Annotated in this window: 19 protein-coding genes and 1 riboswitch; of the genes, 12 read left to right on the top strand and 7 right to left on the bottom strand. The window is 41.1% G+C overall.

Annotated elements, in window-relative coordinates:
- Positions 1–200 precede the first annotated feature (200 nt).
- From AB6T38_RS18435 to AB6T38_RS18425, 3 genes are read right to left on the bottom strand one after another with little or no spacing between them, the layout of a single operon-like run.
- Entirely contained in the window at positions 201–839 is a 639-nt protein-coding gene (locus AB6T38_RS18435) for an esterase/lipase family protein (RefSeq protein ID WP_372548700.1), read from the bottom strand.
- Positions 840–875: 36 nt separating this feature from the next.
- Entirely contained in the window at positions 876–3986 is a 3111-nt protein-coding gene (locus tag AB6T38_RS18430; RefSeq protein ID WP_372548699.1) for an efflux RND transporter permease subunit, read from the bottom strand.
- A gap of 9 nt (positions 3987–3995) precedes the next feature.
- A complete protein-coding gene (locus tag AB6T38_RS18425) occupies positions 3996–5063 on the bottom strand; it encodes an efflux RND transporter periplasmic adaptor subunit (RefSeq protein WP_372548698.1) in 1068 nt (355 codons plus the stop codon).
- A gap of 105 nt (positions 5064–5168) precedes the next feature.
- Here AB6T38_RS18425 and AB6T38_RS18420 point away from each other — a divergent pair, with 105 nt between their 5' ends.
- Both AB6T38_RS18420 and AB6T38_RS18415 read left to right on the top strand, forming a co-directional pair.
- Positions 5169–5708: an NUDIX domain-containing protein gene (locus AB6T38_RS18420; RefSeq protein WP_372548697.1), complete on the top strand. Its 540-nt coding sequence runs from the start codon at positions 5169–5171 to the stop codon at positions 5706–5708.
- Between the two features lie 102 nt (positions 5709–5810).
- Positions 5811–7574 carry an acyl-CoA dehydrogenase family protein gene (locus tag AB6T38_RS18415; protein ID WP_372548696.1) on the top strand — a complete coding sequence of 588 codons (1764 nt, stop codon included), beginning with the start codon at positions 5811–5813 and terminating at the stop codon, positions 7572–7574.
- Between the two features lie 120 nt (positions 7575–7694).
- Here AB6T38_RS18415 and AB6T38_RS18410 read toward each other — a convergent pair whose 3' ends face one another.
- From AB6T38_RS18410 to AB6T38_RS18400, 3 genes are all read right to left on the bottom strand, one after another.
- Positions 7695–12059, bottom strand: a complete 4365-nt coding sequence (locus tag AB6T38_RS18410) for an ExeM/NucH family extracellular endonuclease (protein WP_372548695.1) — start codon at positions 12057–12059, stop codon at positions 7695–7697.
- A 327-nt stretch (positions 12060–12386) separates the two neighbouring features.
- On the bottom strand, positions 12387–12914 hold the full coding sequence (locus tag AB6T38_RS18405) for a DUF3016 domain-containing protein (protein ID WP_372548694.1): 528 nt from the start codon (positions 12912–12914) through the stop codon (positions 12387–12389).
- Positions 12915–13244: 330 nt separating this feature from the next.
- Positions 13245–15272, bottom strand: coding sequence for a beta-propeller domain-containing protein (locus AB6T38_RS18400; RefSeq protein ID WP_372548693.1), 2028 nt, complete (start codon positions 15270–15272; stop codon positions 13245–13247).
- Between the two features lie 200 nt (positions 15273–15472).
- On the opposite strand from AB6T38_RS18400, the gene AB6T38_RS18395 reads away from it, so the two are divergent.
- The 4 genes from AB6T38_RS18395 to AB6T38_RS18380 are packed head-to-tail and all read left to right on the top strand — an operon-like array spanning position 15473 to position 18737.
- The gene (locus AB6T38_RS18395) at positions 15473–16351 is read left to right on the top strand and encodes a MipA/OmpV family protein (protein ID WP_372548692.1); all 879 of its coding nucleotides are present in this window, start codon (positions 15473–15475) and stop codon (positions 16349–16351) included.
- Positions 16351–16752, top strand: a complete 402-nt coding sequence (locus AB6T38_RS18390; RefSeq protein ID WP_372548691.1) for a DUF3019 domain-containing protein — start codon at positions 16351–16353, stop codon at positions 16750–16752. The genes AB6T38_RS18395 and AB6T38_RS18390 overlap by 1 nt, the downstream gene beginning before the upstream one ends.
- Positions 16749–17453, top strand: a complete 705-nt coding sequence (locus tag AB6T38_RS18385; protein WP_372548690.1) for a response regulator — start codon at positions 16749–16751, stop codon at positions 17451–17453. Before AB6T38_RS18390 ends, AB6T38_RS18385 begins: the two co-directional genes overlap by 4 nt.
- A 30-nt stretch (positions 17454–17483) precedes the next feature.
- Positions 17484–18737, top strand: a complete 1254-nt coding sequence (locus tag AB6T38_RS18380) for an ATP-binding protein (protein WP_372548689.1) — start codon at positions 17484–17486, stop codon at positions 18735–18737.
- A gap of 52 nt (positions 18738–18789) precedes the next feature.
- Here the strand turns inward: AB6T38_RS18380 and AB6T38_RS18375 are convergent, their stop codons facing one another.
- The gene (locus AB6T38_RS18375) at positions 18790–19161 is read right to left on the bottom strand and encodes a hypothetical protein (protein WP_372548688.1); all 372 of its coding nucleotides are present in this window, start codon (positions 19159–19161) and stop codon (positions 18790–18792) included.
- A 494-nt stretch (positions 19162–19655) separates the two neighbouring features.
- Here AB6T38_RS18375 and rutR point away from each other — a divergent pair, with 494 nt between their 5' ends.
- The 6 genes from rutR (at position 19656) to AB6T38_RS18345 (ending at position 26533) form a co-directional block, all read left to right on the top strand.
- Complete coding sequence (gene rutR, locus AB6T38_RS18370; RefSeq protein ID WP_372548687.1) at positions 19656–20327, top strand: HTH-type transcriptional regulator RutR; 672 nt, start codon at positions 19656–19658, stop codon at positions 20325–20327.
- A gap of 140 nt (positions 20328–20467) precedes the next feature.
- The gene (gene ccoG / locus AB6T38_RS18365; RefSeq protein ID WP_372548686.1) at positions 20468–21901 is read left to right on the top strand and encodes a cytochrome c oxidase accessory protein CcoG; all 1434 of its coding nucleotides are present in this window, start codon (positions 20468–20470) and stop codon (positions 21899–21901) included.
- A complete protein-coding gene (locus AB6T38_RS18360) occupies positions 21898–22881 on the top strand; it encodes a serine/threonine protein kinase (protein WP_372548685.1) in 984 nt (327 codons plus the stop codon). Before ccoG ends, AB6T38_RS18360 begins: the two co-directional genes overlap by 4 nt.
- A gap of 42 nt (positions 22882–22923) precedes the next feature.
- Positions 22924–23150: riboswitch (cobalamin riboswitch) on the top strand.
- Positions 23151–23219: 69 nt separating this feature from the next.
- On the top strand, positions 23220–25082 hold the full coding sequence (locus AB6T38_RS18355; protein WP_372548684.1) for a TonB-dependent receptor plug domain-containing protein: 1863 nt from the start codon (positions 23220–23222) through the stop codon (positions 25080–25082).
- A 147-nt stretch (positions 25083–25229) separates the two neighbouring features.
- A complete protein-coding gene (locus tag AB6T38_RS18350; protein ID WP_372548683.1) occupies positions 25230–25883 on the top strand; it encodes a DsbA family protein in 654 nt (217 codons plus the stop codon).
- A gap of 29 nt (positions 25884–25912) precedes the next feature.
- Positions 25913–26533 carry a thiol:disulfide interchange protein DsbA/DsbL gene (locus AB6T38_RS18345; RefSeq protein WP_372548682.1) on the top strand — a complete coding sequence of 207 codons (621 nt, stop codon included), beginning with the start codon at positions 25913–25915 and terminating at the stop codon, positions 26531–26533.
- Positions 26534–26729: the final 196 nt, after the last annotated feature.

Genomic DNA, 26729 nt, shown 5'->3' with positions numbered 1-26729 from the left:
CGGGTGCTTTAGCCCCGCGATTAGTTGGATAGATCCCATGGCCTGAAGACCATGCTACAACACTCCCTGTAGGCGGGTGCTTTAGCCCCGCGATTAATTGGCTAGCTCCCATGGCCTGAAGGCCATGCTACAACACTCCCTGTAGGCGGGTGCTTTAGCCCCGTGATTAATTGGCTAGCTCCCATGGCCTGAAGGCCATGCTACAGAGTTGCTAAAGCGGATTGGATGGTGCTTATTTTGTCTAAAATTATCTTGCTGACTTTTCGGCTACTAGGTAAAAAGGTGTGTACAATCGGCACTTTAATCACCTCGGAAATATCTTTGTGAGCACACTCATTAACTGATACTACCCCATCATTCTGTTCATCTAAGAAATACTTTTTGGTTAAGGAAAAACTTCGTGTTCCAACAATTGCCGTTTTGGGGATATCCGGCATACCAATTTCTAAAAGTCTTGAAGGTGTAGCCAGTAGTTGACCACAATCACCTGAAACTAACTGAAAGCCCAGTTCATGTTGACTTTTTTGGGCTAATCTCGCTGGCGTCACCGGTGAACCTAACAAAAATAGATGATTAGGTAACTTAGTAGTTGCAGGCATATTTTGTAACGCTGCTCTTAACATAATACCGCCGAGGGAATGACCAACAACCACATATTCCCCTTTTACAGCAATGTCTTGAATTTTGCGGCCAACTCTATCCACTATCTCAGTGAAAGTCTCAGTACCAGTAAAATAGCCAACTACATCCACTGAGTGGCCGTGTCTGCGTAATCGCCATAACATGGGAGTTGCAGATATTGGCGTACGTCCCATGCCATGAACAAACAAAACTAGCATATTATAACTAGCCTCTCGGTTAGGGTTAATATAGCTCTAAACGGCATCACCTTTGGTATAAGGAATTTTTTCATCTAGCTCTTCGAGTTCATGGGCAATCTGCTCAGGAGAGCCGGTATGTCTAGCTAGCCAGTAATAAGCAATAGGCACAACATAAAGGGTCATTAAAGCTGATAACAATACGCCGTAAAAAATGACGATTCCGATAACAGTTCTACTCTCAGAGCCAGGGCCTGTCGCTAACACTAAGGGAAGTGAACTGAATACCGTGGTAAAACCGGTCATCACTATGGGTCGTAAACGTTGCGTGGCCGCGCGTTTTAAGGCGGCTTCAAACTCGATTCCGGCATCCCGTAATTGGTTGGCAAATTCGACTATCAAAATACCATTTTTCGCAGCCAAACCAATCAACATAACCAATCCTATTTGGCTGTAGATATTTAAACTGGTTCCTGAAATATAGAGCCCTATAAACGCACCTAACAAGGCCAATGGAACCGTTAACATAATCACCAGTGGATGAATCCAACTTTCAAATTGCGCAGCTAGAACGAGATAGGTAATTGCCAGTGCTAATATGAAAACAAAAATAACCGAACTACCAGACTCTTTATAAAGCTGAGACTCACCTTTGTAATCAATAGAAACACCGTCAGGTAACTCCGTCTCCACAATATTTTCTAAATAGGTTAATGCTTCACCCACGGTGTAATCGCTGGCTAAGTTAGCGCTAATGGTGACACTGCGCATACGGTTATAGCGATTTAAACGAGCCGAAGTAGCCTGTTCTTCAAAGGTTAATAGATTATCCATGGGGATAAGCTGGTTAGTTGTCGCTGATCTGACATAAAGATTTTCAATGCTTTGAGGACTGCGGTAGTCTTCTTCCTGGCCTTCGAGAATAACATCGTATTCTTGGCCACGGTCCAGATAAGTGGATACGCGTCTTTGCCCAAGCATGGTCTCCAAGGTACTGCCGATTTCCGATATCGAAACCCCAAGATCCGCTGCTCGTTGTCTATCAATGTTAATCAAAATTTGTGGCAAGGTTTCTTTATAATCTGAATCCAAACGCAGTAGATTTGGGTTTTCAGCGGCTTTTTCTAAAACCGTATTGCGCCACTTTACGAGGTCTTCATAGGTATCACCTTGAAGTACAAATTGTACCGGACGACCCAGTCCGCGACCGCCAATTCCCGGGCGCATAATCGCGAAAGCTCTAACATCAGGAACTTCCGATAACTTAGCACTTAGCTCGTCCATGACCTCGAAGGTTGAACGTTTGCGATCGTCAAAAGCAACCATGCCCACTACCGCCATCCCCCCAGAACCACCGAAGCCTGGGGTACGCACTAGAATACGGTCAATATCACCTTCATCTAAGTAAGGTAAAAGTAAAGCTTCAACTTTTTTCAAGTTTGCCGCATTGCTTTCGAAACTTGCCCCTTCTGCTGCTTGCAGCGAAATAAAGAAATTACCGCGGTCTTCTTTAGGTACAAACTCGCTGGGGATCTTTTGGCTCAACTGCACTAAAGCGACAACGCTGGCGATCAGCATGATTGATACTAAAATAGGTTGATGTAAGGTTTTGTTTAAGCTTTTGTAGTAAGAACCTTCTACTTTCTTAAAGGTATTATCCATCCACATTCCAAAACCTGAATTGCGTGAACGATTTTTCAATAATTTCGACGACAACATAGGTGAAAGAGTTAACGCGGTAAAACTTGAAAATGCCACAGCTGCGGCAATAGCTAAAGCAAACTCAGTGAATAAACGACCAATATTCCCTTCTAGGAAAACCAAAGGAACAAACACCGAAATCAATACCAAAGTGGTGGCAATAACAGCAAAACCGACTTCACTTGCCCCTCGAAATGCGGCCAATAAAGGAGGCTCGCCCATTTCAAGACGGCGATAAATATTTTCGATAACCACTATGGCATCATCAACCACCAGACCTATGGCCAATACCATTGCCAGAAGCGTCAGTAAGTTTATTGAAAAGCCCAAGGCATACATCACAATAAAGGCGGCGACGAGTGACACTGGGACGGTCACTGCGGGAATTAAAGTTGCGCGAATATTACCTAAAAAGATATAAATAACGATGATAACCAACGCCATTGCGATACCTAAGGTGTTATATACTTCACCTATTGACTCTTCTATAAACACTGAGGAATCATAACTTGGAACGATAAAGATATTTTCCGGTAGAGTGGCGGAGATTTCCTCAATCGCTTTTTTCGCTTCTCTGGCCACTTCCAAAGTATTGGCTTTAGACTGTTTAATAACCCCCATACCGATCATGTTGACGCCATCACCACGGAATTGTGACTCATCATCTTCAGCGGCAAGTTCAACTTTACCAATCTCACTAAGTTTAACTAAATAGCCACCAGCTCCAACCTTTATGGTTAAGTCAGCAAAATCTTCTGGTGTTAGGAAACTCCGTGCCACACGTACTTCGAAATCTCGATCATTGGATTCAATTTCACCTGCAGGTAGCTCTACGTTTTCTGAACGAATGACTCTTTCCACGTCTGCAACGGTGATCTCCCTTGCTGCCATCGCGTTACGATCCAACCATACTTTCATAGCGTAGGTGCGTGCGCCTCCTAAACGAACACGGGCAATACCATTTACTACCGATAAACGATCGACAATGAACCGATCGGCGTAATCGGTTAGTTCCATTATCGACAAATTATCACTACGCAAATTATACCAAACGATAACATCTTCATCGGAGTCTGACTTAGACACTTCCGGTGGATCCGCTTGATCAGGTAAGTTATTGAGTGCCCGACTAACGCGCTCGCGCACATCATTCGATGCCGCATCTATATTTCTAGAAAGATTAAATTCAATACTGATATCCGAGCGGCCATTACGGCTGGTGGAAGTAATATTTTTAATCCCTTCAATTCCAGATATTCGGTCTTCTAAAAGTTGAGTAATACGGGTTTCCACAATGGAAGCTGAAGCCCCAGGGTAATTAGTATTGATAGATACAATGGGAGGGTCAATATCTGGGTATTCTCGCAATGATAAAAAGGTGATTGCAACAACCCCGAAAATGATAAGAAGCAAGTTGACTACCGATGCAAATACCGGTCGTTTGACTGAAATATCGGATAAAAGCATGCTAACTCCCTACAAAGTCGCTTGTTCTAAAAGCGAAACTGTGGAGCCATTAACTAATCGCAATGCCCCTTCGGTAACGACTTTCTGACCTTCTTCTAGTCCAGAAAGTATCTGTACAATGCCAGGGCGTCTAAGGCCTACTTTCACTTCTTTTAACTGCACCTTGTCGCCTTCGATAACAAACACAAATTGTTTATCTTCATTAGGAATAATCGCTTTTTCAGGTAACACTAAGGACTTCAACACTTGTTTTTGTAGATTAATTTGTAACAACATACCTGGCAGGAGTTTTAAATCAGGATTATCAATGAGTGCTCTCACTTGAATAGAACGAGTATTGGCGTCTACGCGAGAATTAACACTTCGAATTTCACCGATGAAAATTTCATCAGGGTATGCCACTGAATATGCTTTCACTTTTTGCCCTTGGGACAGCGAAGGTAAATGACTCTCTGAAATATTAAAATCCACTTTTACTTTGCGTAAATCATCTAAGGTAGTTATCACATCCTCAGGGGTAACGTATGCGCCTTCACTAACCATACGAATGCCTAATTTACCCGTGAAAGGTGCACTTAGGGTGAGTTCTGACAGTTGCGCATTGGCCACTTCAATCTGTGCCCTTAAGGTTTTAACTTTGGCTTGTTGTTCATCCAACAACTGCTGGGAAGCCACACTACTTTTTGCCAAGTTAACAATACGTTTAAGTTGTCTTTGTGCTTCTTGTAAGTTGATATTTAATTCGTTTAATCGGGCCTGCTCTTCACGATCATTCATTCGCATAAGCAATTGACCTTTTTTCACTACATCACCATCATCAAAATATAATTCTTGGATCACGTCTGACTGCAAAGGTGTAAGGGAAACAGCTTCATTTGCTCTTGCGGTTCCTAAGGCTTCCACTGTAACTGGGAAATCGGTTTTTAGTACCTCAAAAAAAACCACTGGCGTTGCCACTTTTTCTTTCGTTTTTTGACCATCTTTTTCAGCCAAACCTGGGTAATTTAAGAAAACAAGTAGACCAATGAGAGCCAGCGTGGCTATCAACAATGGTGAGAGCATTGTCTTTAATGTCATGTATAGTTCCTGAATAATGTAGTGAGTTAATCTAAGCAGTTATTTTTTGGCGTTAAAAGTAGTAAACTGCCTACAGTAAGATTATTGAACATTGTACTCTCTATTGTGAAAAATAAATTAGTCATCTACCTAGCAATATCGTCATTCTGTCTTACTTCATGCAGTAAGCCAGTACCAAGCGATCCTATTTGTCGTGTTGACCAATCAGAATATCCTCAACAAACTGCAAATGCAGCCTGCCTCATTAGGTTTGGTGATAAGTTAGTTACAATAACTCAGAGACTTAGCGGCAAACTGGATTTACCCGGGGGCACTTCAGACAACATTGAGTCGGCAAAATGTACAGCCCATCGTGAAACATGGGAAGAAACCGGCTTTAATGTAGAAGTTCGCCAGCTGTTAGGAACGAATAGCAATGGTATGCGTTTTTATGAATGTAATTTAGCCGCGGATTTCGATGAGAGCTTTGTCGAGTTTCCAGTGCCAGAGTGGTCGGCTATAGAAGTATCTTCCATACAATTAGTTGATCCCTATGAAACTGATTTCAGTCAATGGCGTTTCCCTGAAGAGTTAACCCATGTTCGCGACATGTTCAATAAAGTAAAAGATTCAGCAATCCAACCTAAGCCTGATCAAATTAAATAGTAAACTATTACTATCTGTAATTTAAAATTTAGTTAACAAGGCTGTATAATTCTCAAAATCAACTGGTCTGAACAGTTAACTTAACCAAAAGGGTGGAAATATATGCCGCAATACACAGCTCCGTTAACAGATATGCAATTTCTTTTGCACGACTGGTTAAAATTAGACGAACATTATTCATCTTTGGGTCTTCAAGATTTTGATAAGGACTTAGTTAACGAAATACTCAGTCAAGGTGCAAAATTTGCGGAACAAGCAATTGCCCCACTCAATCGTGAGGGCGACGAACAAAGCTGTAAACTTGAAAATGGCAAAGTTACCACGCCGGACGGATTCGCCGCAGCTTATCATGAATACATCGCAAATGGCTGGAATGCTATGCTTGGCAATCCAGAATACGACGGCCAAGATCTCCCCCACACCATGGCCGTACCTGTACAAGAGATGCTATGTTCAGCTAATGTGAGCTGGCGTCTAATTAGCATGTTGACTGAAAGTGCCGTTTTAGCAATTAATAAACACGGTAACCAAGCACTAAAAGATACCTATCTTAGAAAACTGGTTTCTGGTGAGTGGACAGGCACTATGTGTTTGACCGAGCCCCAAGCAGGAACTGACTTAAGTTTGTTATCGACTAAAGCTGAACCTCAGGAAGATGGTAGTTATAAAATAACCGGGAATAAAATTTTCATCTCTGGTGGCGATCAAGAATGGACCGACAATATTATCCACCTTGTTTTAGCTAGATTGCCAGATGCGCCTGCCGGCGTAAAAGGGATCAGCTTATTTGCGGTACCTAAAATTATGGTGTCAGAAAACGGCGAGCTAGGAGAAGCAAATTCATTATCTGTGGGCAGTTTAGAAAAGAAAATGGGCATAAAAGCTTGTCCAACCTGCGTCATGAACTTCGACCAAGCGACAGGGTTTATTGTTGGCGCTCCCCATAAAGGGTTAGCTTGCATGTTCACCATGATGAACGACGCGCGCTTTCAGGTTGGCTTGCAAGGTCTTGGCATCGCCGAGGGTTCGTACCAAGGCGCACTTGAATATGCGCGAGATCGTTTGCAATCAAGAGCACCTCAAGGAGTACAAAATCCAGAAGGTAAAGCAGACCCAATATTAGCTCACCCTGATGTGCGCAAAATGCTACTTACTCAAAAATCCCTAACTGAAGGCTGCCGTGCACTAGCATTTTTATACGCTAGCCAAATGGATATTGAAAAAAGTGCGGACGACGAAGCAAGTAAACAAGCTGCTTCAAATGTAGTTGCATTTTTAACTCCCATTGCTAAAGGTTTTATGACTGATGTAGGTCAGGAAGTAAGTAGCTTAGGAGTTCAAGTATACGGTGGCCACGGCTTTATCCGTGAATGGGGTATGGAACAGTACATGCGCGACAGTCGTATTACCCAACTTTACGAAGGCACTAACGGTATTCAAGCCGCTGATCTAATTGGTCGTAAACTGTCTCGAGACAATGGTGACATGTTAAACGATACCTATCAGGTGTTTGACAAAATGGTGGGTGAAATTGCTGCTCCTAGTCGTTTGGAAAAAGCAAAATCGATATTGGAAGAGTGGCATCAAATGTCATTGCAAGTTAAACAACAGTCGGCGGTAAACGTGGCTGGTGCGGCATACGATTATATGAATTACAGTGCCTATAGTTTGCTAGGGATATTGTGGTTGAGCATGGCAGATAGCGCTTCACGAAGCGACAACCAGTCAATTAAACAAGGCAAACAAGCGACCTGTGACTTCTACATCAAGCGTATGTTACCTCGTAAAGATGTTTATAAAGTTAACCTTTTAGAAGATGCCAACGACTTAATTGAGGTGGCAGATAATTTATTTGATTATCAATAAGCAACTTTTTGCCGCATGGTAAATTAAAAAAGCGCCGATAACCTATAACCTAGATTGGCAAGACATAAAAAAAACCGGTAAAACTAAGTTTTACCGGTTTTTTATTTATCTAGGATTTAATTAACGAGTGGAACAAGCGAAGCGTGTACATAAACTGCGTTGTGCAGATACATCACGGGCATCAAGTAGTCCGTCATTATTATAATCATGCTCTTCAACGGTCGCATCACCAGCTCGGATAAGTAACATTAACGCACGCATATCATAATAATCTACGTCCGAATCACCATCGATGTCACCCTTAAGGGTTGGAGACTTAAGGTCAAAGCTTATCATCACAGGATCATGATCTGACACTCTAAAAACATCAGCAGCGTAGAAATCATTCACTTGCGCGTCTGATTTGAATTCTACGTTGTAATCCAACGCAAAAGGCTCGTCAGCATTGATATGCCATTCAACAGTATCAACGGCTTGTGCAGACAAACTCGCACTGGCTAAAGCATGATCTAAGTAACCAAATTCACCGCTGAAGGTATAAGAATATGCTTCAGCACCTTGGAAAGTTTCAACCAAGTTTACAAAACCTTGACCTTCAAGTGCAGCAATTGGGTCTTCTTTGGCATATGAATTCAAATCACCAATAATCAACACGTTATCTTTAGTAGATAATGACTCTTCAGAAGCTAACCAAGAGGTCAATGCTAAAGACTGTTGCGTACGTTTAGCATTGTAACAACCTTGGCCATCGCCTTGATCAGCATCATCGCCGCTGGCACTCGAACAACCTTTAGATTTAAAGTGATTTACTACAACAGTAATATCAGCACCATTTGCAGCAGTGAATGACTGTGCAACAGGAGGACGATTGAAAATACTATCGAAGTTGATTTTCACGTCACCATCTAAACTAAGGTTGGCAGGTTTGTACAACAATGCAACTGCAATAGCATCGGTACCAATTGGGCCAGAGTAGCTTACAAAGTCATAAGTTCCTTCACCCATTTCTGCATTCAAACGGTTGGTTAATTCGGCAATCATACTAAACTCGTCAAAACCGTCATTCTCGATTTCCATCAAGCCGACAATATCCGCATCCATAGTAGAGATGGCCGCAACGGTTTTGGTAATCTGACGCTCGTATTCAAACAAGGTGTCTGCACCACGCTCGGTTGGGAAACCTTCACCTTGCCCGTCGCCATTAAACAAGTTCAATACATTTAGGCTAGCAACCGTTAGGTTACCTCGCGTAATTGCTGGCTCAGACTCACGTGCGTTTGATTGCACTATGGTTGGAGCCTCTACTGGGTGAATACGAAACGAACTAAAGCTGTAATCCAACGCACCTTTAACCGTCACCACTGTATCACCAGTACGCAATGTATTAGACGCTGACAAATTACCGTCAGGATAAATAACAGTTTCTGGATTCTGAATGTCTAAACCATCATCCATAATAATGTAATTAAGGGCATTTTCAGCGGCCAAATCAACAGCTTCTGTAGAAAGCGGAGCATGAAGATTGGTTGGGTTAAATAGTCTACCGAAAGACAAACCTACTTCTCCGAAACGCGCCAAAGTATAGGTATTAGTCACAGTCAATGGAGATTCATTTACTACCAACATATTCTCTAATGATTCAGCTTCTAAAGCGCTGCTAAATGGCATAGTAAATACGGTCGGAGCGACACTACCAGTGCCACATGCAACAAGTGCAGAAGACACATTAAGTTGAGTGCGACCAAAATTCTCAGTCACAGTACCAATTACACGCACCACACTCCCAACTTCAGGTAATGTATCCGTATCGTAATAACTGACGTAAATCCCTTCAGACGTGGCAGAATCTCCGTCAGCGTCAGAATCTTCCTCTTGTAAGTAGAAACCACCAAAGTCCGTTACTACTGAAGTCACAACAGCTTCGACTACGTGCTCTTGCTCTTCAAGAAGAGAAGCAAAATCACTACCTTGAATCGCGCTGATTAAAGTCGCTGGATCAGTACACACACCAATTTCAGGTATTTCTTCAACAGGGTCATCTCCGCCACCGCCATAGGTTTTACCATCAGGACCAGAACCTGGCGTACCATAGTCGCCATCGCCATAAGTTTCTGTGGATTCTGCAACCCAATTAGCCCCAACATTGTTATCCAAACTTGCGGAAATCAATGTCATAGAAGCCCCATTTGGATCTGGGAAAGTAGCGCCGTTATCGTATTCAACGATATCTTCAATTCTGCCGTCGGGACGTTCTAACACAACCTCGTCACTACTGTTACCAATGAATACGCTACTAAATTGGTAAATCGCTTCAAAGCCACCATTGGTTTCGCTGTCGATGTTATTTGCTAAAACCGCATAAGTGCCAGCAGGAACATATACATCGCCAACAATAGTGTGAGAATCACTATCGTTATCTCGTAACACCCAGCCATTTAAGTTAGCCGCAATAACGCCAGTATTTAGTATTTCAACATATTCGCCATTTGAATCACCTACCGCACTTGGATTTTGCATGATTTCTGTGATAACCAAACTAAAGCTCGCGTCACCCGCACCCGGTGTACCAGAGTTGTTGGTATCGTAGAAATTGGTTGTATCTGCCGCCCATTTTGCACCAATATTGTTGTCCCCATAAAGGTCAACTAGATACATAGACGCGCCATTTGGATCAGGGAATGTATCACCATTATCATAAGTGATTTCGTCGATGATATTGCCTTCAGGATCGACTAACACGACTTCATCTTCGCCATTTGCCAATGCCATCGAACCGCCGTAGGCGTAAGCTAATGTGATACCGCCATTCGCGCTAGTATCTGCATTTTTACCTAATACGGCATACTCACCAACACCAATAAAGACATCTTCATCAACCACAAAAGAGTCAGTATCGTTGTCGCGGATAGTCCAACCATTTAGGTTAATCACTTGGGTACTGGTATTAAGTACTTCAAACCATTCACCGTCACTATCATTTATTGTGTTGGGGTTTTGCATGATTTCGGTAATCACTAACGAGTTAGCTTCTACTGAACCAGTATCAACGGGATCTTCGCCGTCGTCACCGCCACCATCACCGCCACCATCATCGTCTCCACAGATTTCAGCAGTGTATAAGATTGCAACCCATTCAGGGTGATCAATATAGGGGTTACGGTTGCCTTGGTACTCGTAAATGGTTTCGTTACGTTGTTGCTCGAAAGCGTCAACTGGATCACCATTGTGCCATTCAATCAAACGACAAAGTCTGCCAAGCTGAGCTTCACCGACACTAGTCAAACCATTACTTAATAATAAATCAGGTGTAAGGTCACCTAATCCTTCATAGCGTGTGTCCATATAAAACATCATACGGGCCACATCACCTTTGACTTCATCTCTTGGTTCAAAAGAATCACCGTCAACACTATTACTAGGTGCTTCCGCTAGCGGCGTATCACTGTTGTCAAAATCTAGGTTGCCGCGAGAACTATTGACTGAAATATCAGAAGGACGTAAATGATGGATATCTGTATAGGCTTCATAATCACGATCCGGGAAGCCATGGCTATTAGGCCAAACGTGTTCACGGTTCCAATTATCAGGGTTAGAGCTTTGTTCTGCACTACCGTTTGACAATTTAGCCAGTGAAATACCTTTATAAATGAGTAACACGTTATCTGCATTACTTGGATCTTCATCAGACTCAGTTAAAGCAGTCCAAACTTGATCATAAGTTAGTACGCGATGATCAGTAGAGATAACATCGGTCAATGCCGATTTAATCATGGTAGAAGTAGAACCATTCTCCACTTCAGTAATAACAGTTGCATAATAACTGGCGTCATTAAACTCTGCGGCATCGGCAACTTTATCTAAATCTGGGCAGTTAAAACAAACGCCCTCTAGGCTGCCTGTATCATCACCGCCACCGTCATCGCCGCCACCATCATCGCCACTACCAAACGTTTGGCCTGTATTGACTGCACTAAAGGTATTAGCGCTAGCACTTTGCCATGTAAAGTCAGCGTAAACAGTACCTGAACCAGACAACTGTAGCGAATTACCAACAGGCGTACTGCCCGTTTCCGTAACGCCAATATCGGTAGGAGTCATTCCATCCGCTGCACCACCTACGGCACCAAATATGCCTTCGTAGCTAATGAATTGCTTCACCGTATTGCTAGCATCAACTAGCGCAATAGCGTCAGGGCCGTTTTGAATACCGTTTGAAGGATAAGAAACAGCAACTGTACCAAAACCATCTTGCTGATTGGGTATGCTGCCATTTAGAGAAGTGGTTTGGTAAACTGAACCATTACTTCCGTTATAAAATACTAAACTCCACCCTGTTAAGTCAGTGTCTGCCGGACCTGCAATTTCTATTGCTTCGCCGGAATCAGTACTGACATTATCGTAATGAAGTTCGTTGATGAATACGCTTTCTGCATGAGCGAAGGATGCACACACAAGCGCCAGCAACGCTGGATACTTAATTTTCATAGCCTCTCCTAACCTGAGTACTTCGAATGCCATTTAATGGCTTATAATTTGTTATTTTTATTGGGCTGAGCCCTTTATAGTGGTGGTCGGATGGTATTGTCTATGTGTGACACTAACATGACAAACTGGACCTTTTTCCGTCAATGATATTGTCAGAAACAGGTCAGCAATTCAACGGAATAAAAAGGTCTGGAAACCTAGTAAGGGTAATATTATTTCACAAGAAAATTAGTGAAATAATTGTTTCATGTTGATTTTAAAGGATTATTCAAATAAAAAACCTGAACAAATGGTCAGAAAAAAAACCGCCAAATGGCGGCTTTTTTTTCATTTTTTGGCAATTAAATCTGGGAATTCATCTTTGAACCATTCTTTAATCATTTTCTTTTCATATCGTAGTGAGTCACTTCTTGATAAGAAATTAGCATTGTCCATAAAGGTCATATCTTTCAATTTCACCTCCTCTGCCGAATGCAATACCACACCATTGGTATCTGTTAGAGTGTAAGAGAAGGTCATTCTTGGGATGTCGAGTTGCTTCACTACTCTCACCTCACCGCCACCACTCCCCATGCCAACAAAAGTAGATGGCCAAACTTCACCAGCCAAGTCCAGATCTGTCACTGTTATGGCTAGCTTTTGACCGTCGGGTAAGTCTTCAGCCAATTCATTGATATATTCTTCAAGATGGCTAAAGGTTTGCTCTCTGAATTTGGTGCGCGACTGCAGCGTAGGTTTAACATCTCGAAACTCTTTCGGGTTCTCCCATGTAATATCCACATCGGCTTTGGCATAACTAAAACAAGAAGCCGTTGTTGCAACCATAGCAAACAGTGTTAATGACAATTTTTTCATTATTAAACTCCTTAGATTAAGTTAAACAATCAGTGTTGTTACAGTTTAAACCCCATTTATGAACGTTCACTGAATCATGCGTTCACTGAATCATGCGTTCACTGAATCATGCGTTAGTTGAATAATAACATGCTTCTTTGTTTGGCTTAATTTACCTTATAAATACAAACAGGCAATGGGGTTAACAATTGTTACCCAAAAGGTAGACAACTAAAGCAACTGCAATGTTCCCGAGTTGATGCTCTTGTTAAAATAAAAAAGAACCGCCCTAATTAAGGACGGCCCCAAAAGGCCTAACACCCCATCTCAGAGGGCATTACATGGACAGCCTTAAAAAGGTCCGGTTACTGCACTTGGATTATTCCATAGGGCTTGCCAAACTTTATTTCCATGGAAGTAATACACATAATCTCCTTGGATAACACTGCGGTCTTCAGCAGAATAACTATAGTTGTTAGCACCATCATCCGCTTTGACATTCCCCAACCATAACAACTCCGGCGTTGTATTTTTCGATTCAACTTCAAACAACATCAAACTGTTGTTAGGTACATCAACGACATTGCCTGCAGAGCTGGTATTGATAGAGACGTTCAGTTTCTCCACTGGAAATGCAAATCGATACGAGCCATCGGTTTCCAATACGCTTAAGGTTTTATAGTTAAACTCCACAGGAGTATATGCATCCGCGGCTACTATCGATGAAAGTTCAATGGGATGACTGGGATCACGAATGTCAAATAAGCTAACCTTCATTCCAACAGGCTCAGCCGGTGGTGGAGAAAGCATTACTTCTGCAACCTCCTCAGGTTTGGATTGATTATTTTCATTGTTAGTTGTTTCACTATTAGTAGGCAGATCTTCAATCTGCACCTGTTGACCAACCCCCAACAACAAACCATTTTGCAGAGGATGCAAATAACTAGAAAACCCCGGTATTTCCAAACTTCCAGCAATAAAAGGGGCAGTGTTGTCACTTAAATCAACCACATACAGGGGATCGATACTTTCGAACGTCACTATGTATGCTTTATCATCAATAAATCTCACTGCATAAATATCTTCTCCAGGTTTACCAATCGCTTCGGTTTGAACGTCATTGGGCAAGCTCGCAACAGCCGTTAATTGATTGCCATTTTGAGTAAGCACACTGAGTTGATGAGCAACAGGGGAAACTGAGTTATCTGTGGTGACTACCCGCAGAAAATCGTCACTTTCATCAATTTTGAACAATGGATCACTGCGCCAACTCAAAATACCATTAACCTCACCGGAAGCCTGATAGCTCATATTCGCCAAACTAATTTTATGGAATGCCGTTTGTTGCTCTTTAATACTGCTGGCTAGATAGATTGTCTGTTCAGACATATAGAGTAAGTATGCTTGAACACTCATACAGATGGATTGCTTATCGTTTGGGTTATCTATATTGATTCTGGTTACTGTTAATATCTGTCCATAACCGTCATTTTCGGTAGCCGCTTCAGGTACATAACATTCAGCCATCTGATTCAATGTATTGGAATGACCATCAATATCCAATTGCGGCATCAATTCATCGGTAGCGATCTCGGTAACTTTTTGGTAGTTGATAAGTTTATCTTCATCAGTAGTGGCAAAGGGTTGAAGGCCATCGATATAAGGCACATAACTACTGGCAACATATAGCTGATTATCAATGCGTCGAGTTGCAAGCAGTGAACCGTCAAAAGTAAGTAGGCTTTCTGAACTCGCATTCTGTGGATCGCTCACATTAAAGATTTGAATACTAAATTTCTGTTCTACTGATTCCCAAGGCGCAATGGCTAGCATATGAATAGGATAAATAGGCGATTCAGAGCTTATCGTAACTAGGCGATTTTGGTGTAAATAAATACCGACAATATCGTCATTTTCTCGCGTTAATTGAAGACTATCTAAACGGCTTAGGGCCTCGTTAGCCTGTCGCTGAACAATACCTATTTGCGCTGTTTTTTTATTTTCATCGGATGCATAAGAGGAATTTGCCAGATAGAAAGTTTGTCCATCATATTTAACTCTATCGGCCTCATCTACGCCACTTTCTATGGTATTAGTTGTTGAAAAATTGCTGCTTCCCACAGTTGGACTGGATATATCCTCTACAGGCAAAGAATCAGCGCTATCTAAAGATGCGGCATAGATACCATTTTTAATATAACGTTCGGCTTGCCCTGAACCTTGCACTAAAGGTCCATTAAACCCCGTAGCTTGATTAACCTGAGGAGGTTTATTGTCAATCTCCTTGGAGGTGGTTTCTTCCTTACCTCCACCACTTCCGCACCCACAAACGAGTAGGGCTGTAGACAAACAAATTAGTGCAACTTTATGTCCATACATAGCAAACACCTATAATTAAATCTTGAGACATTTATTGAACTAATCCTAGTCGTTGAATTTGCCATTTTCTATTGCGAATTTGGCAATAATTGTGAATATTTGTAACCCTAAGATGTAGGTTTGTAAAAGGTCTGTTAACCTTTCAATATTGAGGGAATATTTGCTTAATAAAATTGGGCTAACGAAAGGTTGAAAACAGGGTGTTTAAACACTATCTGATATACGTCATATTTTTCATTACAGTGGGCTTTGCAAGCCCTACTTTGGGCTGTGATACATCTAAAAACTGTATTCAAGAAGGTGAATGGGATGTTGGCTTAGCCTTAGGTGTAGGCTTACGCACCAACCCGTTGGTCGATGGCGATAACTTCCCCAACCTAATTTTGATTGATATAGCTTGGTATGGCGAACGGTTTTATTTTGATAATGGAGAAGTTGGTTACCAATGGCAGCAATCCTCAAACTTTGGCGTTGAGAGCTATCTAACCCTAGATAGAGAGAAGACATTCTTTGAACTCTGGCATCCTGGTAATCTCACTGTCCCAGCAGTCATCCCCTCCTCCCCTGCGGTGGACGCTCCCGATAAAGGCTCAGACGATAATCCCCCTGCAGAGGATTTAAGGCTATCAGTAAATGAAATAAGTGACCGAAATTGGGCTATTAATTTCGGTACTCGACTGCACTATTACCATGGTAATCACGAAATCAGTTTCTCTATTGAAACCGATGCGAGCAATGTTCATCATGGAGAAAAAGCGAATCTATCCTATCAATATTTTTGGGCTGGCGATGACTGGCAATTTATATTACGCCCCAGTTTAATTTGGAAAAGTGCAAAGTTAGCCAATTATTATTATGGAATTAATGAAAAAGATTCTATTGAGCCCAATTTCCATTATTCAGTCTCGTCTGGAATACAACCAGGAATATCCTTTCTATATACTAAAAAAATTAATGAACAATGGCACTGGGTAAGTAACCTGGCATTTCGCAAGCTTCACTCTTCAATGGTCAAAAGTCCCATTGTTGAAGAGAATAATGTAACTAATGTATTTTTAGGTGTGGGGCGTCGATTTTGATGAAACACCTCAAATCCAAAACTATATTAATTTACTTTTTCATGCTGACTTTCACATTACTTGCCGATTTGCCAAAGGCATGGAGCAACTCCCCTAGTTGGCATGTTCAGCCAAAAGTGTGCATCGTAGAAAATCTAGGTGACACCTGTGAAATGGTCTTAACCATTAATTTTAAGAATCTAGCACCAGGGGCTTACTGTTACTACCAAGGGCAAACGCCCTTAAACTGTTGGACAGACGCTCCTCCAGAGAAAACACTTGTTATTCGCTTCATAGAAGAAACGACCTTGTACCTTAAATCACAAGATGGCAGCGTGATTTTATCCCACACCATGGACATCAAAGCGAGGGCTAACAAGAAGCAAGTTAGACGTGTAAGGCAACCTTGGAGTCTATTTTGAGCAAACGTATTCTACTGATTGAGGATGATAAACGGCTAAGTCAATTGATGGCTAATTTTCTAAATCAGCAAGATTTTGAAGTCCAGTGTTTATATGACTCCGTTAATTTGTCCAGCACCATGGAAACATACAAACCTGACATTATTATTCTTGATATTATGCTACCAGGGGAAGACGGCTTTGAATTATGCAAAACTTTGCGTAAAACTTTTACCGGTCCGCTGTTATTCGTGACCGCAAAAAGCTCTGACTTTGACCAAGTGTTAGGGTTAGAGCTTGGGGCTGATGATTATGTAATTAAACCGGTTGAACCTCGTGTATTGTTAGCTCGGATAAATGCCTTGTTAAGGCGCAGCGAAACACAAAGCAGTGATACGCTGTCTCAAAGCGACCAATTGCGTTTTGGGAAGTTGAGTATAAACCGCAATTCTCGACAAGTACTTTTGTCAGATGAACTCATACAACTAACTAGCCATGAATTTGATATGTTGTGGAAATTAGCCAGCAACCCATCTAAATTGGTTGAACGCGAGACATTATACAACGAATTAATTGGTCGTGAGTACGATGGTTTAGATCGTTCAGCGGATGTGCGTATTTCTCGTTTACGTAAAAAACTACGAGATAATCCACAAAACCCTTACAAAATCAAAACTATTTGGGGCAAAGGCTTTTTCTTCGTTCCTGACGCTTGGGAGTAACCCAATGTTGAACACTCTTCCAGTCTCAATATGACCCGCTTATTTTTAAGTTTATATTTATTTATCGCCCTGTCCCTTATTGCACTGAGTGCTTTACTCAATCATGTATTTTTTAATGACGACGCCGTAAATCAAAGTGACGCAGCGTTAATTAATTCACTTACGGTTTTGCAGCAACGAGGTGGTATCACAGCCAAAGACCTAGATAAAAGCTTATTTTCAGTGAAAACGTTGAACATGGGCGATATGGCATGGAACGCAGAAGAATTAGCTAAGCTAGAAAAGCAGTTACCCATCGTTTTGTTTGATGACAAAAATGGTACGCAAATTTACTTTCAATCACCTGATGCTAAGTTACTTGAGATCACCTTTTTACATAATCAAACAAGTAGTAGCAAGTACTTACTATACAGTGGCTTATTTTTCTTTTTATTAGCAGGTTTAATTGCACTGTGGTTATGGCCCTTATGGAAAGATCTTCTGCAACTAAAACAAACCGCAACTCGCATTGGCCCTAGTGGAGATTTTCCCCCCATTGATATTGAACGTACTTCGGTTGTTTATCCAATTGCTATTGCATTGAACGACTTAGGTAATCGTGTACGTGAATTATTAAACACACAACGAGAGCTAACTGGTGCGGTGGCCCACGAATTCAGAACGCCGTTATCACGTTTGAAATTTGCCATTGCGGCCCATGACTATGATAAGTCTGGTCCTTGGACTGAAATGAATAAAGATATTGATGAGTTAGAAAAGTTAGTTCAAGAAATGCTGAGCTACACCAGTATGGAAGTACAACAGCCAGAATTGAATATTACAGAGATCCCCCTTCTCACCTTATCTAAACAACGCATTGGCTATTTACACAAAAGCATCCCACAGCACATTAAAATTGATGTTGTCGGTTCAGATTCTACTATTTTAGGTGATGAACACTTCATCGAAAGAGTTATAGATAACCTTATTAACAACGCCAGTCGATACGCCCACTCGACGATTAAAGTTGATGTTTCTAACAATTCGAAAGGTATATTATTGCGTATGGAAGACGACGGTTTAGGTGTGCCTAAAATCTATCGAAAACGTATTTTCGAGCCCTTCTTTCGTCCTGATAATAGCCGAGATAGAAAACGAGGTGGAGCCGGATTAGGCTTAGCGATTATCAAGCGCATAATGCACTGGCACCAAGGTGAATGCTGGGTAGAAAACGCTGAGTTAGGTGGAGCAAGCTTTTGTCTTTTATTCAAAACAACTCGCATAATTAATCCACCCCATAATTAACCTTCACGGTCATTTAACTCAAACGAACAGGCAAAGCTATTTCGATTAAAAACTAAGTGGGCTCTTTAGTATCTAGCAAAGTGGAGTTACTAATGGTGTGACAAACTAACTCTAAATTTGAACCATTTACGTAAGGGTTTATTTCACGCTGAACGCAATATTTAGCGTGAAAATTGACTAAATTTTCTGAAGTATCCGTAATTTCCAGAATGTAATCACGCTGAAAATCCCGCATCTGATCAGTATAAGGAGCTAAAGAATAACGTACCTCTTTAAGCTGCGCTTTTTCCATTTTCATTGATATATCAGTCATTAGTTGAGTCAAACTATTTTGCATATCAGATAGCAAATACTGGGCGAATGACGAACGTAGCGCCATAACCAATATCACTATTTCTGCTAAAATAATTAAATACCTAAACATACTTTCACATCTAAACGCGGCAAAATAGCCCCAGAACCAAAATTGACGAATAACATAGATTAACTAGTCTAAACTTTAAAGGCCTCTGTATTATCCATACTTATACAAGAGTCTTTTAATCAATACCCATATAAACAACTACTTAGCTCTTGTTAATCATTAAATGACTGTTCTATTTGCAAGCTTGGGTCTCCTGATTGCTTTAAAAGTAAAGAATTGACTGCTCCTGCTAAACTTGCAGCTTATCCCTATCAAGTTCTGGTGTGTCGCAAAGCATAATCGCAACTCGAATAGTATGAAGAACCTTAGAATGTCTAAATTTTGCGATCTCCTACTCGTTCTATAAATCCCTCGACCTCATATGCATTTCACTGAGAATATTATTTATTTGATAATTAAGTATGATGGGATTGCTTATTTTTAAAAACTTGGTTAAAACATAATGGATAAGGATTAAATTATAATGGGATATGAATAGACAGATGACTTATACAATGCGGAACAAAACATCCAACAAGTCAACACGTGTATCTAGCCCAACAACACAGAGTAAACGCACGGAAGCAAAACGAAATAAACGTAAAGTGATTTTGCAGGCGGCTCTAGATTTGTTTTCTAGTAACGGTGTACACGGTACAAGTGTTGAACAGATTGCAGAGTTAGCAGAAGTTTCCAAAACAAATTTACTCTACTACTTTGCCAGCAAGGAACAGCTCTATTTAGATGTAATTCAGCAGTTATTAGATGTGTGGCTAAAGCCTTTACAAGGTTTTTCACCAGAACAAGATCCTATCGAAGCTATCTCAAGTTATATTGAAGTGAAACTCACTTTATCCCGTGACAACCCGAAAGAGTCTCGATTATTCTGTATGGAAGTTGTACAAGGAGCGCCGCTTTTATTTAATCAGCTAGAGTCTCCATTAAGAGCCATTGTACAAGCTAAAGTCGAGGTTATTTCTGGTTGGATAGAAGCCGGAAAGCTAGCGCCAGTTGATCCCTATCATTTAATCTTTAGCATTTGGGCCACAACTCAACATTATGCTGACTTTCGGGTTCAAGTGGAGGCAGTGACAGGTCAAAGTTTAGACGACCCCGAGTTTTTTGCCGCTACATTACATAACATTCAATCAATAATACTTAACGGTGTAAGGCCGCAACCCAGTTGAAAGTGCAAAAAAAACAGTTGATTCATTGATCCAGATTAACAATTTGCGGGCAGTCTGTGCGATAATAGGGGGATTAATTACTAACCTATAAGAATTTCGAATCCATTGAAATTTTTAGTAGTCCCGTAAAGGATAATTGAATGAGTGAACGCATTCCAATCAAAGACGTAACCCCAGTAAAAGTTCACCAACCCGAACCCAGTAAGCATGAAAATGCATACACACCACGAAGCCGCATATATGTCCGAGCAGTTGAAGGTACTTTAGAGACTTTTCGACGCTTTTTTGGGCTATTTTTCCTTGGTATTTTTGCACTCATCCCTTGGATTCAATACAACTCAAATCAAGCAGTTTTATTCGATATAGGCGCCCAGCGTTTTAATATCTTTGGACTTACCTTGTGGCCACAAGATTTAACTCTACTGGCTTGGATTTTAATTATCAGTGCCTTCGCTCTATTTTTTGTCACCACTTTTGCCGGAAGGGTTTGGTGCGGATTTATGTGCCCCCAAACCACATGGACCTTTATTTATATTTGGTTTGAAGAAAAAATTGAGGGCGCTAGAAATAAGCGAATTAAACTAGATCAACGCAAAATGGACTTCGACAAATTTTGGCGAAAATCGTTAAAACATTTTGCTTGGGTAACGGTGGCCTTACTTACGGCACTGACTTTTGTGGGCTACTTCACCCCCATTAACCAATTGTTTATTGACTTTTTCACCTTCGATGTCAGTTTTTGGGCAGGTTTCTCAGTTATCTTTTTTACTGTTTGCACCTACGGAAATGCCGGCTGGATGCGGGAAATTATGTGTACTCACATATGTCCCTACGCTAGATTTCAATCAGCCATGTTTGATAAAGACACTTTTACTGTGGCTTATGATCCTTCCCGTGGCGAGAAGCGTGGACCACGCTCAAGAAAAACCAGTCACGAAGAAATCAAACAAAAAGGCATTGGCGACTGTATAGATTGTAACTTGTGCGTTCAGGTATGTCCCACAGGTATCGATATCCGCAATGGTTTGCAATACGAGTGCATTAACTGCGGTGCCTGTGTTGATGCTTGTAATGGGGTAATGGAAAAAATGAATTACCCTAAAGGATTGATTAGTTTTACTTCTGAACATGAACTAGCCGGAGGTAAGACTAAAATATTTCGACCTAAATTAATTGGGTATGCGGTTGTACTATTTATTATGACCTCCCTCTTAACCTATGAAATTATTGCTAGGGTGCCATTAGAAGTCGACATTATCAGAGATCGCAACTCACTATTTAGAGAAACCAACGACGGTCTTATTGAGAACGTATATACCTTAAAAGTACTGAATAAGTCACAAACTGAACACACGTATAAAATTGACATTGTGGGCTTAGAGGGGAATAAATACATAGGTCCAGACCAAGTCACTGTTGCAGGTGGTGAAGTCTTGAACTTGCCCATAAGTATTGCTATTGACCCTTATGCGTTAAACGAAACTGTAACAGAATTTCAATTTAAGGTTACTTCAATTGATGGCAACAGCGATCCCGTTGAGATGAGCGAAACTAGTAAGTTCATTTATCGATGAATGACTTAAATGCAACCACCTTTGATTTTGCACAACTCGGCCCTGATACCATTTTAGATGCCATTGAGTCTAAAGGATACTTAGTAGACTCAGGCTTATTGGCATTAAACAGTTATGAAAATAGGGTTTATCAGTTTGTTTGTGATGACAAACGACGCTATGTGGCCAAGTTTTACCGTCCTCAGCGCTGGACTCGAGAACAAATTCAAGAAGAGCATGATTTTGCTCAAGAACTGCATGACCGTGAAATCCCTGTAGTTGCTCCCTTACGGACGGAGAACGCATCATTACACAATTATCAGGGGTTTTATTTTGCTATCTTTCCTTCCGTGGGTGGCCGTCAATTTGAGGTTGATAACCTTGATCAACTGGAATGGATGGGACGCTTTATTGGTCGTATCCACCAAGTATCAAAAGGCCAGTCGTTTGCTTACCGACCAACGTTTAGTATTCAGGAGCACTTGCTTGAAGCAACAGCAACCCTGCAGAAAACAGAACTCATTCCGAGCAGCTTGCACACGGCATTTTTCACTATTTTAGAGCAAGTGACAGCGTTAGCTGCTAGCTTATATAAACCCAATTCTTCCATACGTCTTCACGGAGATTGCCATCCTGGCAATATTTTGTGGCGAGACGGTCCGACTTTCGTGGATTTGGATGATTGTAGAATGGGACCCGCCATTCAAGATTTATGGATGATGTTATCTGGTGATACATACCAGCAACGAATACAAATGGATACCCTAGTTGAAGCCTACGAAGAATTTGCTCAATTCGATAGTGGGCAATTAAGTTTAATTGAACCTTTACGCGCAATGCGCATGGTCCATTATATGGCGTGGTTGTCGCGTCGCTGGCAGGATCCCGCCTTTCCTCAAGCGTTCCCTTGGTTTGCAGATGCTAAATATTGGGAACAACAGATTTTAGCCTTAAAAGAACAATATTCCGCCCTCCAAGAACCAAGTCTGACCTTATTTTAATAACAGAAAGCATAAACCCCTATTTTTTTAAGAACAGATGGATATAATGCTCACCTCTTAGGTGCCACCATGGGTGGTTAAACGGGAAGACAGTGCAATTAGAGTAATATCTGATTTATGCTGACGCTGCCCCCGCAACGGTAAACAAGTGATACCAAAAAGTATTGATGATTAATAAGTTACCACTGTTTGAAAGAATGGGAAGGTATTAATCGAGTCTGTTACGACACTTGTAAGCCCGGATACCGGCCTGAGACGCATAGGTTTGTGCACAAAACCACAAACTGTCACTCATATGATCTAGTACTCGGGCGGAGTACTTAACAAGGCTAAACAAAATGCAAAATAAAACTACTCTTATAGGGTTAAGCGTTAGCTTGGCTCTAGCATCTTCCAATCTCTATGCTCAATCAAACTCACCAGAACAACAAGACATTGAAAAGATGACCGTTGTATCTAGCCGAATTCAGTTACCCACTAACCGACTAGCGACCAGTGTTTCTGTGTTAGACGAAAGCGATATTGAAATGCAGACAGCAATCAATGTAACTGAAATTTTGCGTCAAACCCCAAGTGTTGGCGTATCAAATTCAGGCGGTTTAGGTAAGAGTACAGCTGTCAGAATTCGCGGTGAAGAAGCATTCAGAACCAAACTATATATAGATGACGTAGAGCTAAGTGATACATCTTCTCCACAAGTTGCTCCAATTTTTGATGATGTGTTAATTAACCAATTATCTCGAATAGAGATTTTACGTGGTACTCAAGGGCTTTCATACGGGGCTGACGCTGGTGGTATTATCAGTATGTACAGTAAGCAACCAGTAAAAGGGTTTGAGGCCAGTGGCACCTTAGCTGCGGGTACATTTGACACACAAATATTTAATGCTGACATTGCTGCTGGCAACAATAGCGGTGCATTTTTTTTATCGGCTGCAAAAGTCAAAAGTGACGGTTTTAACGCGAAAACTAGCGATGAAAGTGGCGAGAAAGATGGTTATGACAACCAAAGCGTGCACTTTAAAGGTCAATTGACCTTAACGGAAAACATCGCGGCGTCTTTAGTGTTTCGAAATGTCGATGCCGAAAATCAATACGATGGTTGCTACGACAATGCCACTTTCGCGTTAATCAATGCCTGTAGCACTGAAGCTGAACAGCAAACGTTTCGCGGCGCTGTAAGTTATCAAGGGAACAATAGTCAACATCAAGTTGCTTATAATAAAACTGATGTAGATCGAGATTATATCAATAATGGCGAATACGGGTTTAGCAATTCAGGTAGCATCGATAAGTTCGAATACTTAGGTAGCCTAAACTGGAAGCAGCACGACTTCGTCTTTGGCTTGGAAAAAGAAACCCAGGAAATCGATGGCAATGATTTAAGCCGAGATCAGAAAAGTCTATTTGTAGAATGGCTAGGTCAATTCGACAATCAACTGGCATTCAACCTAGGTTACAGATACGACGACAATGATACCTTCGGTAAACATAATAGTGTGCGCTTAGGTGCGGTTAAAGTCGTACCATTTGATTTTGCTGATGTGAAATTTAAAACCACCTATGGCACCGGGTTCCGCGCGCCAAGTATTTATGAACAAAGCTATAACGATGGTCCTTATGCATACGGTGACGCTGCAGGCTTGCAATTGGCTGAAGAAAACAGCGAAGGCTTAGATCTAGGTTTTGTCATCGATACCAAAAATGGATTGAGTGCTGAAATGGTCTTTTTCAAACAGTCCATAGAAAACGAAATTGTTTTCGATTTAGCATCTTATCAAGGGTATTTACAATCTAGCGGAGAAAGTAAATCCAAAGGTATTGAAACTAGCGTAGAACAAGTGTTCGCTAACGGATTAAAAGTATGGGCCAACTACACTTACAACGACGCAGAAGACAGTGCGGGTGAAGCTCGTTTGAGAAGACCCAGGAACAAATTCAATGTTGGAATTAGACACGTTTGGTTAGACGACAAACTCGCTGCAGAGCTAACATTTAGAAGTGTTAGAAATGCGGTGGATATTGCTGGCGTAAAAATAGATGATTACCAAGTAACAAACTTAACGGCTCGCTGGCGAATAGTTGAATCAGTGAGTGTTAAAGCCGGTGTAAATAATCTGTTTGATGACAATTATCAGGAAGTAAATGGCTTTAATACGGCAGGTCAAAACTTTTTTGTGTCAACCACCATTAGCTTGTAGAAAAACTTAAATATACAAAAAACCGCTTCTTGAAGCGGTTTTTTTATGCATTTCATCCGCAGATTATATTCATCTGACTGATTAACTATACCTAATCTTTTACTAGCTATGATAACCTTTAGCAAATTTTTGAAGGAATTGATTGATATGAAAAAACTATCAACTGTATTTGCGTTATTTATACTTTTATCACTGCAAGCCTGCTCTAAAGAGAGCCCATCAGAAGCAACTGCTCCGCCAGCTAAATGGAAGGAAGGCACTCACTACCAAATCATTAGTGACGAGGTTTCAGAAGAGCCCGAAGTACTTGAATTCTTTTCATTCTGGTGTCCACATTGTTTTAATTTTGAACCTATTGTAGAACAGATAAAGCTTAAATTAGATAAAGATGTCACGTTCAAAAAAGTGCATGTAAACTTTATGCGCTTTACTAGCCCAGAAATTCAAGATGCGGCAACAAAAGCCCTACTAATTGGCAGAAGTATGGACAGAGAAGAGGAAATAAATAGCGCCATCTTTAGTTATATTCATTTACAACGTCAACTGATTACCGGTACGCCAGAGTTACGAAACATTTTCTTAGCCAAAGGCGTTGATAACGGCGAGTTCGACAAATTGGAGACTAGTTTCCAAATTAATAATCTGCTTAAACAAAATAACCAAACCATCGAAACCTATCGTCAGCACTTGAGTGGGGTTCCTAACTTTATTGTAAATGGAAAATATCAAGCTACCGTTGCACAAGGTATGACTAGAGACGATATCGCAGATTTAGTTGTTTGGTTATCTAAACAAAGTTAATAACATTACTTTTATAGGATTTTATTTATATGATTTTTAAATTAACGCGCAATTTTTTAATAGCATTTGTATGCGCAGTTCCAGCTTTAGCCATGGCGCAATCGAAGTGGGAAGAAGGTGAACACTACACTGTAATAAAAGATATACCGAGCCAAACTAAACAGGTTCGTGAAGTGTTCTCATTTTGGTGCCCACACTGCTTTACTTTCGAGAGCATCGCAAAAGAACTTAAAGCTAAATTGCCCAGTGATGTCACTTTTACCAAAGCCCATGTGAACTTTATGGGGGGTGCCGAACAAGATACCCAGAACGCAGCAACTAAAGCGATGTTAGCCGCACGGAAGTTAGGTGAAGCAGACAAATTTAACACTGCGCTTTTTACTGCCATTCATAAAGAACGCAAAAGTATTGCCTCCATGGATGATATTTTACAAGTTTATTCTGAAGCTGGCGGTGATAGTGTAAAGTTGAAAAAGCTAGCCAATAGCTATGGAATACGTGGCGCAGTGCGTAAGAATGATAAATTGACCAAAGGGGTTCACAGCGTGCCAACGTTTATTGTGAACGATAAATACAAGGCAATTTTTGGCGCAAAAATGACACCAGATGAGTTTGTTGAATTGATTATTTGGTTAACCAACCAATCATAATAGATTGTTATTCCATGGCCTAGGGGCCATGGAAAATACCTAAACACCACTGGCACCTTTCACGGGGCTAAAGCAACCGCCTACAAGGGAATGATCCATTACCACACGAGGTTAAACACCCACCTGTAGCATGGCCTTTAGGCCATGGAAAATACCTAAACACCACCAATACCTTTCGCGGGGCTAAAGCGCCCGC

This window comes from Aliiglaciecola sp. SL4, assembly GCF_041538045.1.
Classification (GTDB): Bacteria; Pseudomonadota; Gammaproteobacteria; order Enterobacterales; family Alteromonadaceae; genus Aliiglaciecola.
Note: the sequence above shows the minus strand (reverse complement) of the source record. Positions and strands in the feature narration are given on the sequence as shown.

Excerpts from the sequence above, each read along its gene's own strand:
- AB6T38_RS18360 (WP_372548685.1), top strand. The coding sequence starts at position 21,898 with ATGAATGACTTAAATGCAACCACCTTTGATTTTGCACAACTCGGCCCT.
- rutR (WP_372548687.1), top strand. The coding sequence starts at position 19,656 with ATGCGGAACAAAACATCCAACAAGTCAACACGTGTATCTAGCCCAACA.
- AB6T38_RS18425 (WP_372548698.1), bottom strand. The coding sequence starts at position 5,063 with ATGACATTAAAGACAATGCTCTCACCATTGTTGATAGCCACGCTGGCT.
- AB6T38_RS18390 (WP_372548691.1), top strand. The coding sequence starts at position 16,351 with ATGAAACACCTCAAATCCAAAACTATATTAATTTACTTTTTCATGCTG.
- AB6T38_RS18375 (WP_372548688.1), bottom strand. The coding sequence starts at position 19,161 with ATGTTTAGGTATTTAATTATTTTAGCAGAAATAGTGATATTGGTTATG.
- AB6T38_RS18435 (WP_372548700.1), bottom strand. The coding sequence starts at position 839 with ATGCTAGTTTTGTTTGTTCATGGCATGGGACGTACGCCAATATCTGCA.
- AB6T38_RS18380 (WP_372548689.1), top strand. The coding sequence starts at position 17,484 with ATGACCCGCTTATTTTTAAGTTTATATTTATTTATCGCCCTGTCCCTT.
- ccoG (WP_372548686.1), top strand. The coding sequence starts at position 20,468 with ATGAGTGAACGCATTCCAATCAAAGACGTAACCCCAGTAAAAGTTCAC.
- AB6T38_RS18410 (WP_372548695.1), bottom strand. The coding sequence starts at position 12,059 with ATGAAAATTAAGTATCCAGCGTTGCTGGCGCTTGTGTGTGCATCCTTC.
- AB6T38_RS18415 (WP_372548696.1), top strand. The coding sequence starts at position 5,811 with ATGCCGCAATACACAGCTCCGTTAACAGATATGCAATTTCTTTTGCAC.
- AB6T38_RS18355 (WP_372548684.1), top strand. The coding sequence starts at position 23,220 with ATGCAAAATAAAACTACTCTTATAGGGTTAAGCGTTAGCTTGGCTCTA.
- AB6T38_RS18400 (WP_372548693.1), bottom strand. The coding sequence starts at position 15,272 with ATGTATGGACATAAAGTTGCACTAATTTGTTTGTCTACAGCCCTACTC.
- AB6T38_RS18405 (WP_372548694.1), bottom strand. The coding sequence starts at position 12,914 with ATGAAAAAATTGTCATTAACACTGTTTGCTATGGTTGCAACAACGGCT.
- AB6T38_RS18430 (WP_372548699.1), bottom strand. The coding sequence starts at position 3,986 with ATGCTTTTATCCGATATTTCAGTCAAACGACCGGTATTTGCATCGGTA.
- AB6T38_RS18345 (WP_372548682.1), top strand. The coding sequence starts at position 25,913 with ATGATTTTTAAATTAACGCGCAATTTTTTAATAGCATTTGTATGCGCA.
- AB6T38_RS18350 (WP_372548683.1), top strand. The coding sequence starts at position 25,230 with ATGAAAAAACTATCAACTGTATTTGCGTTATTTATACTTTTATCACTG.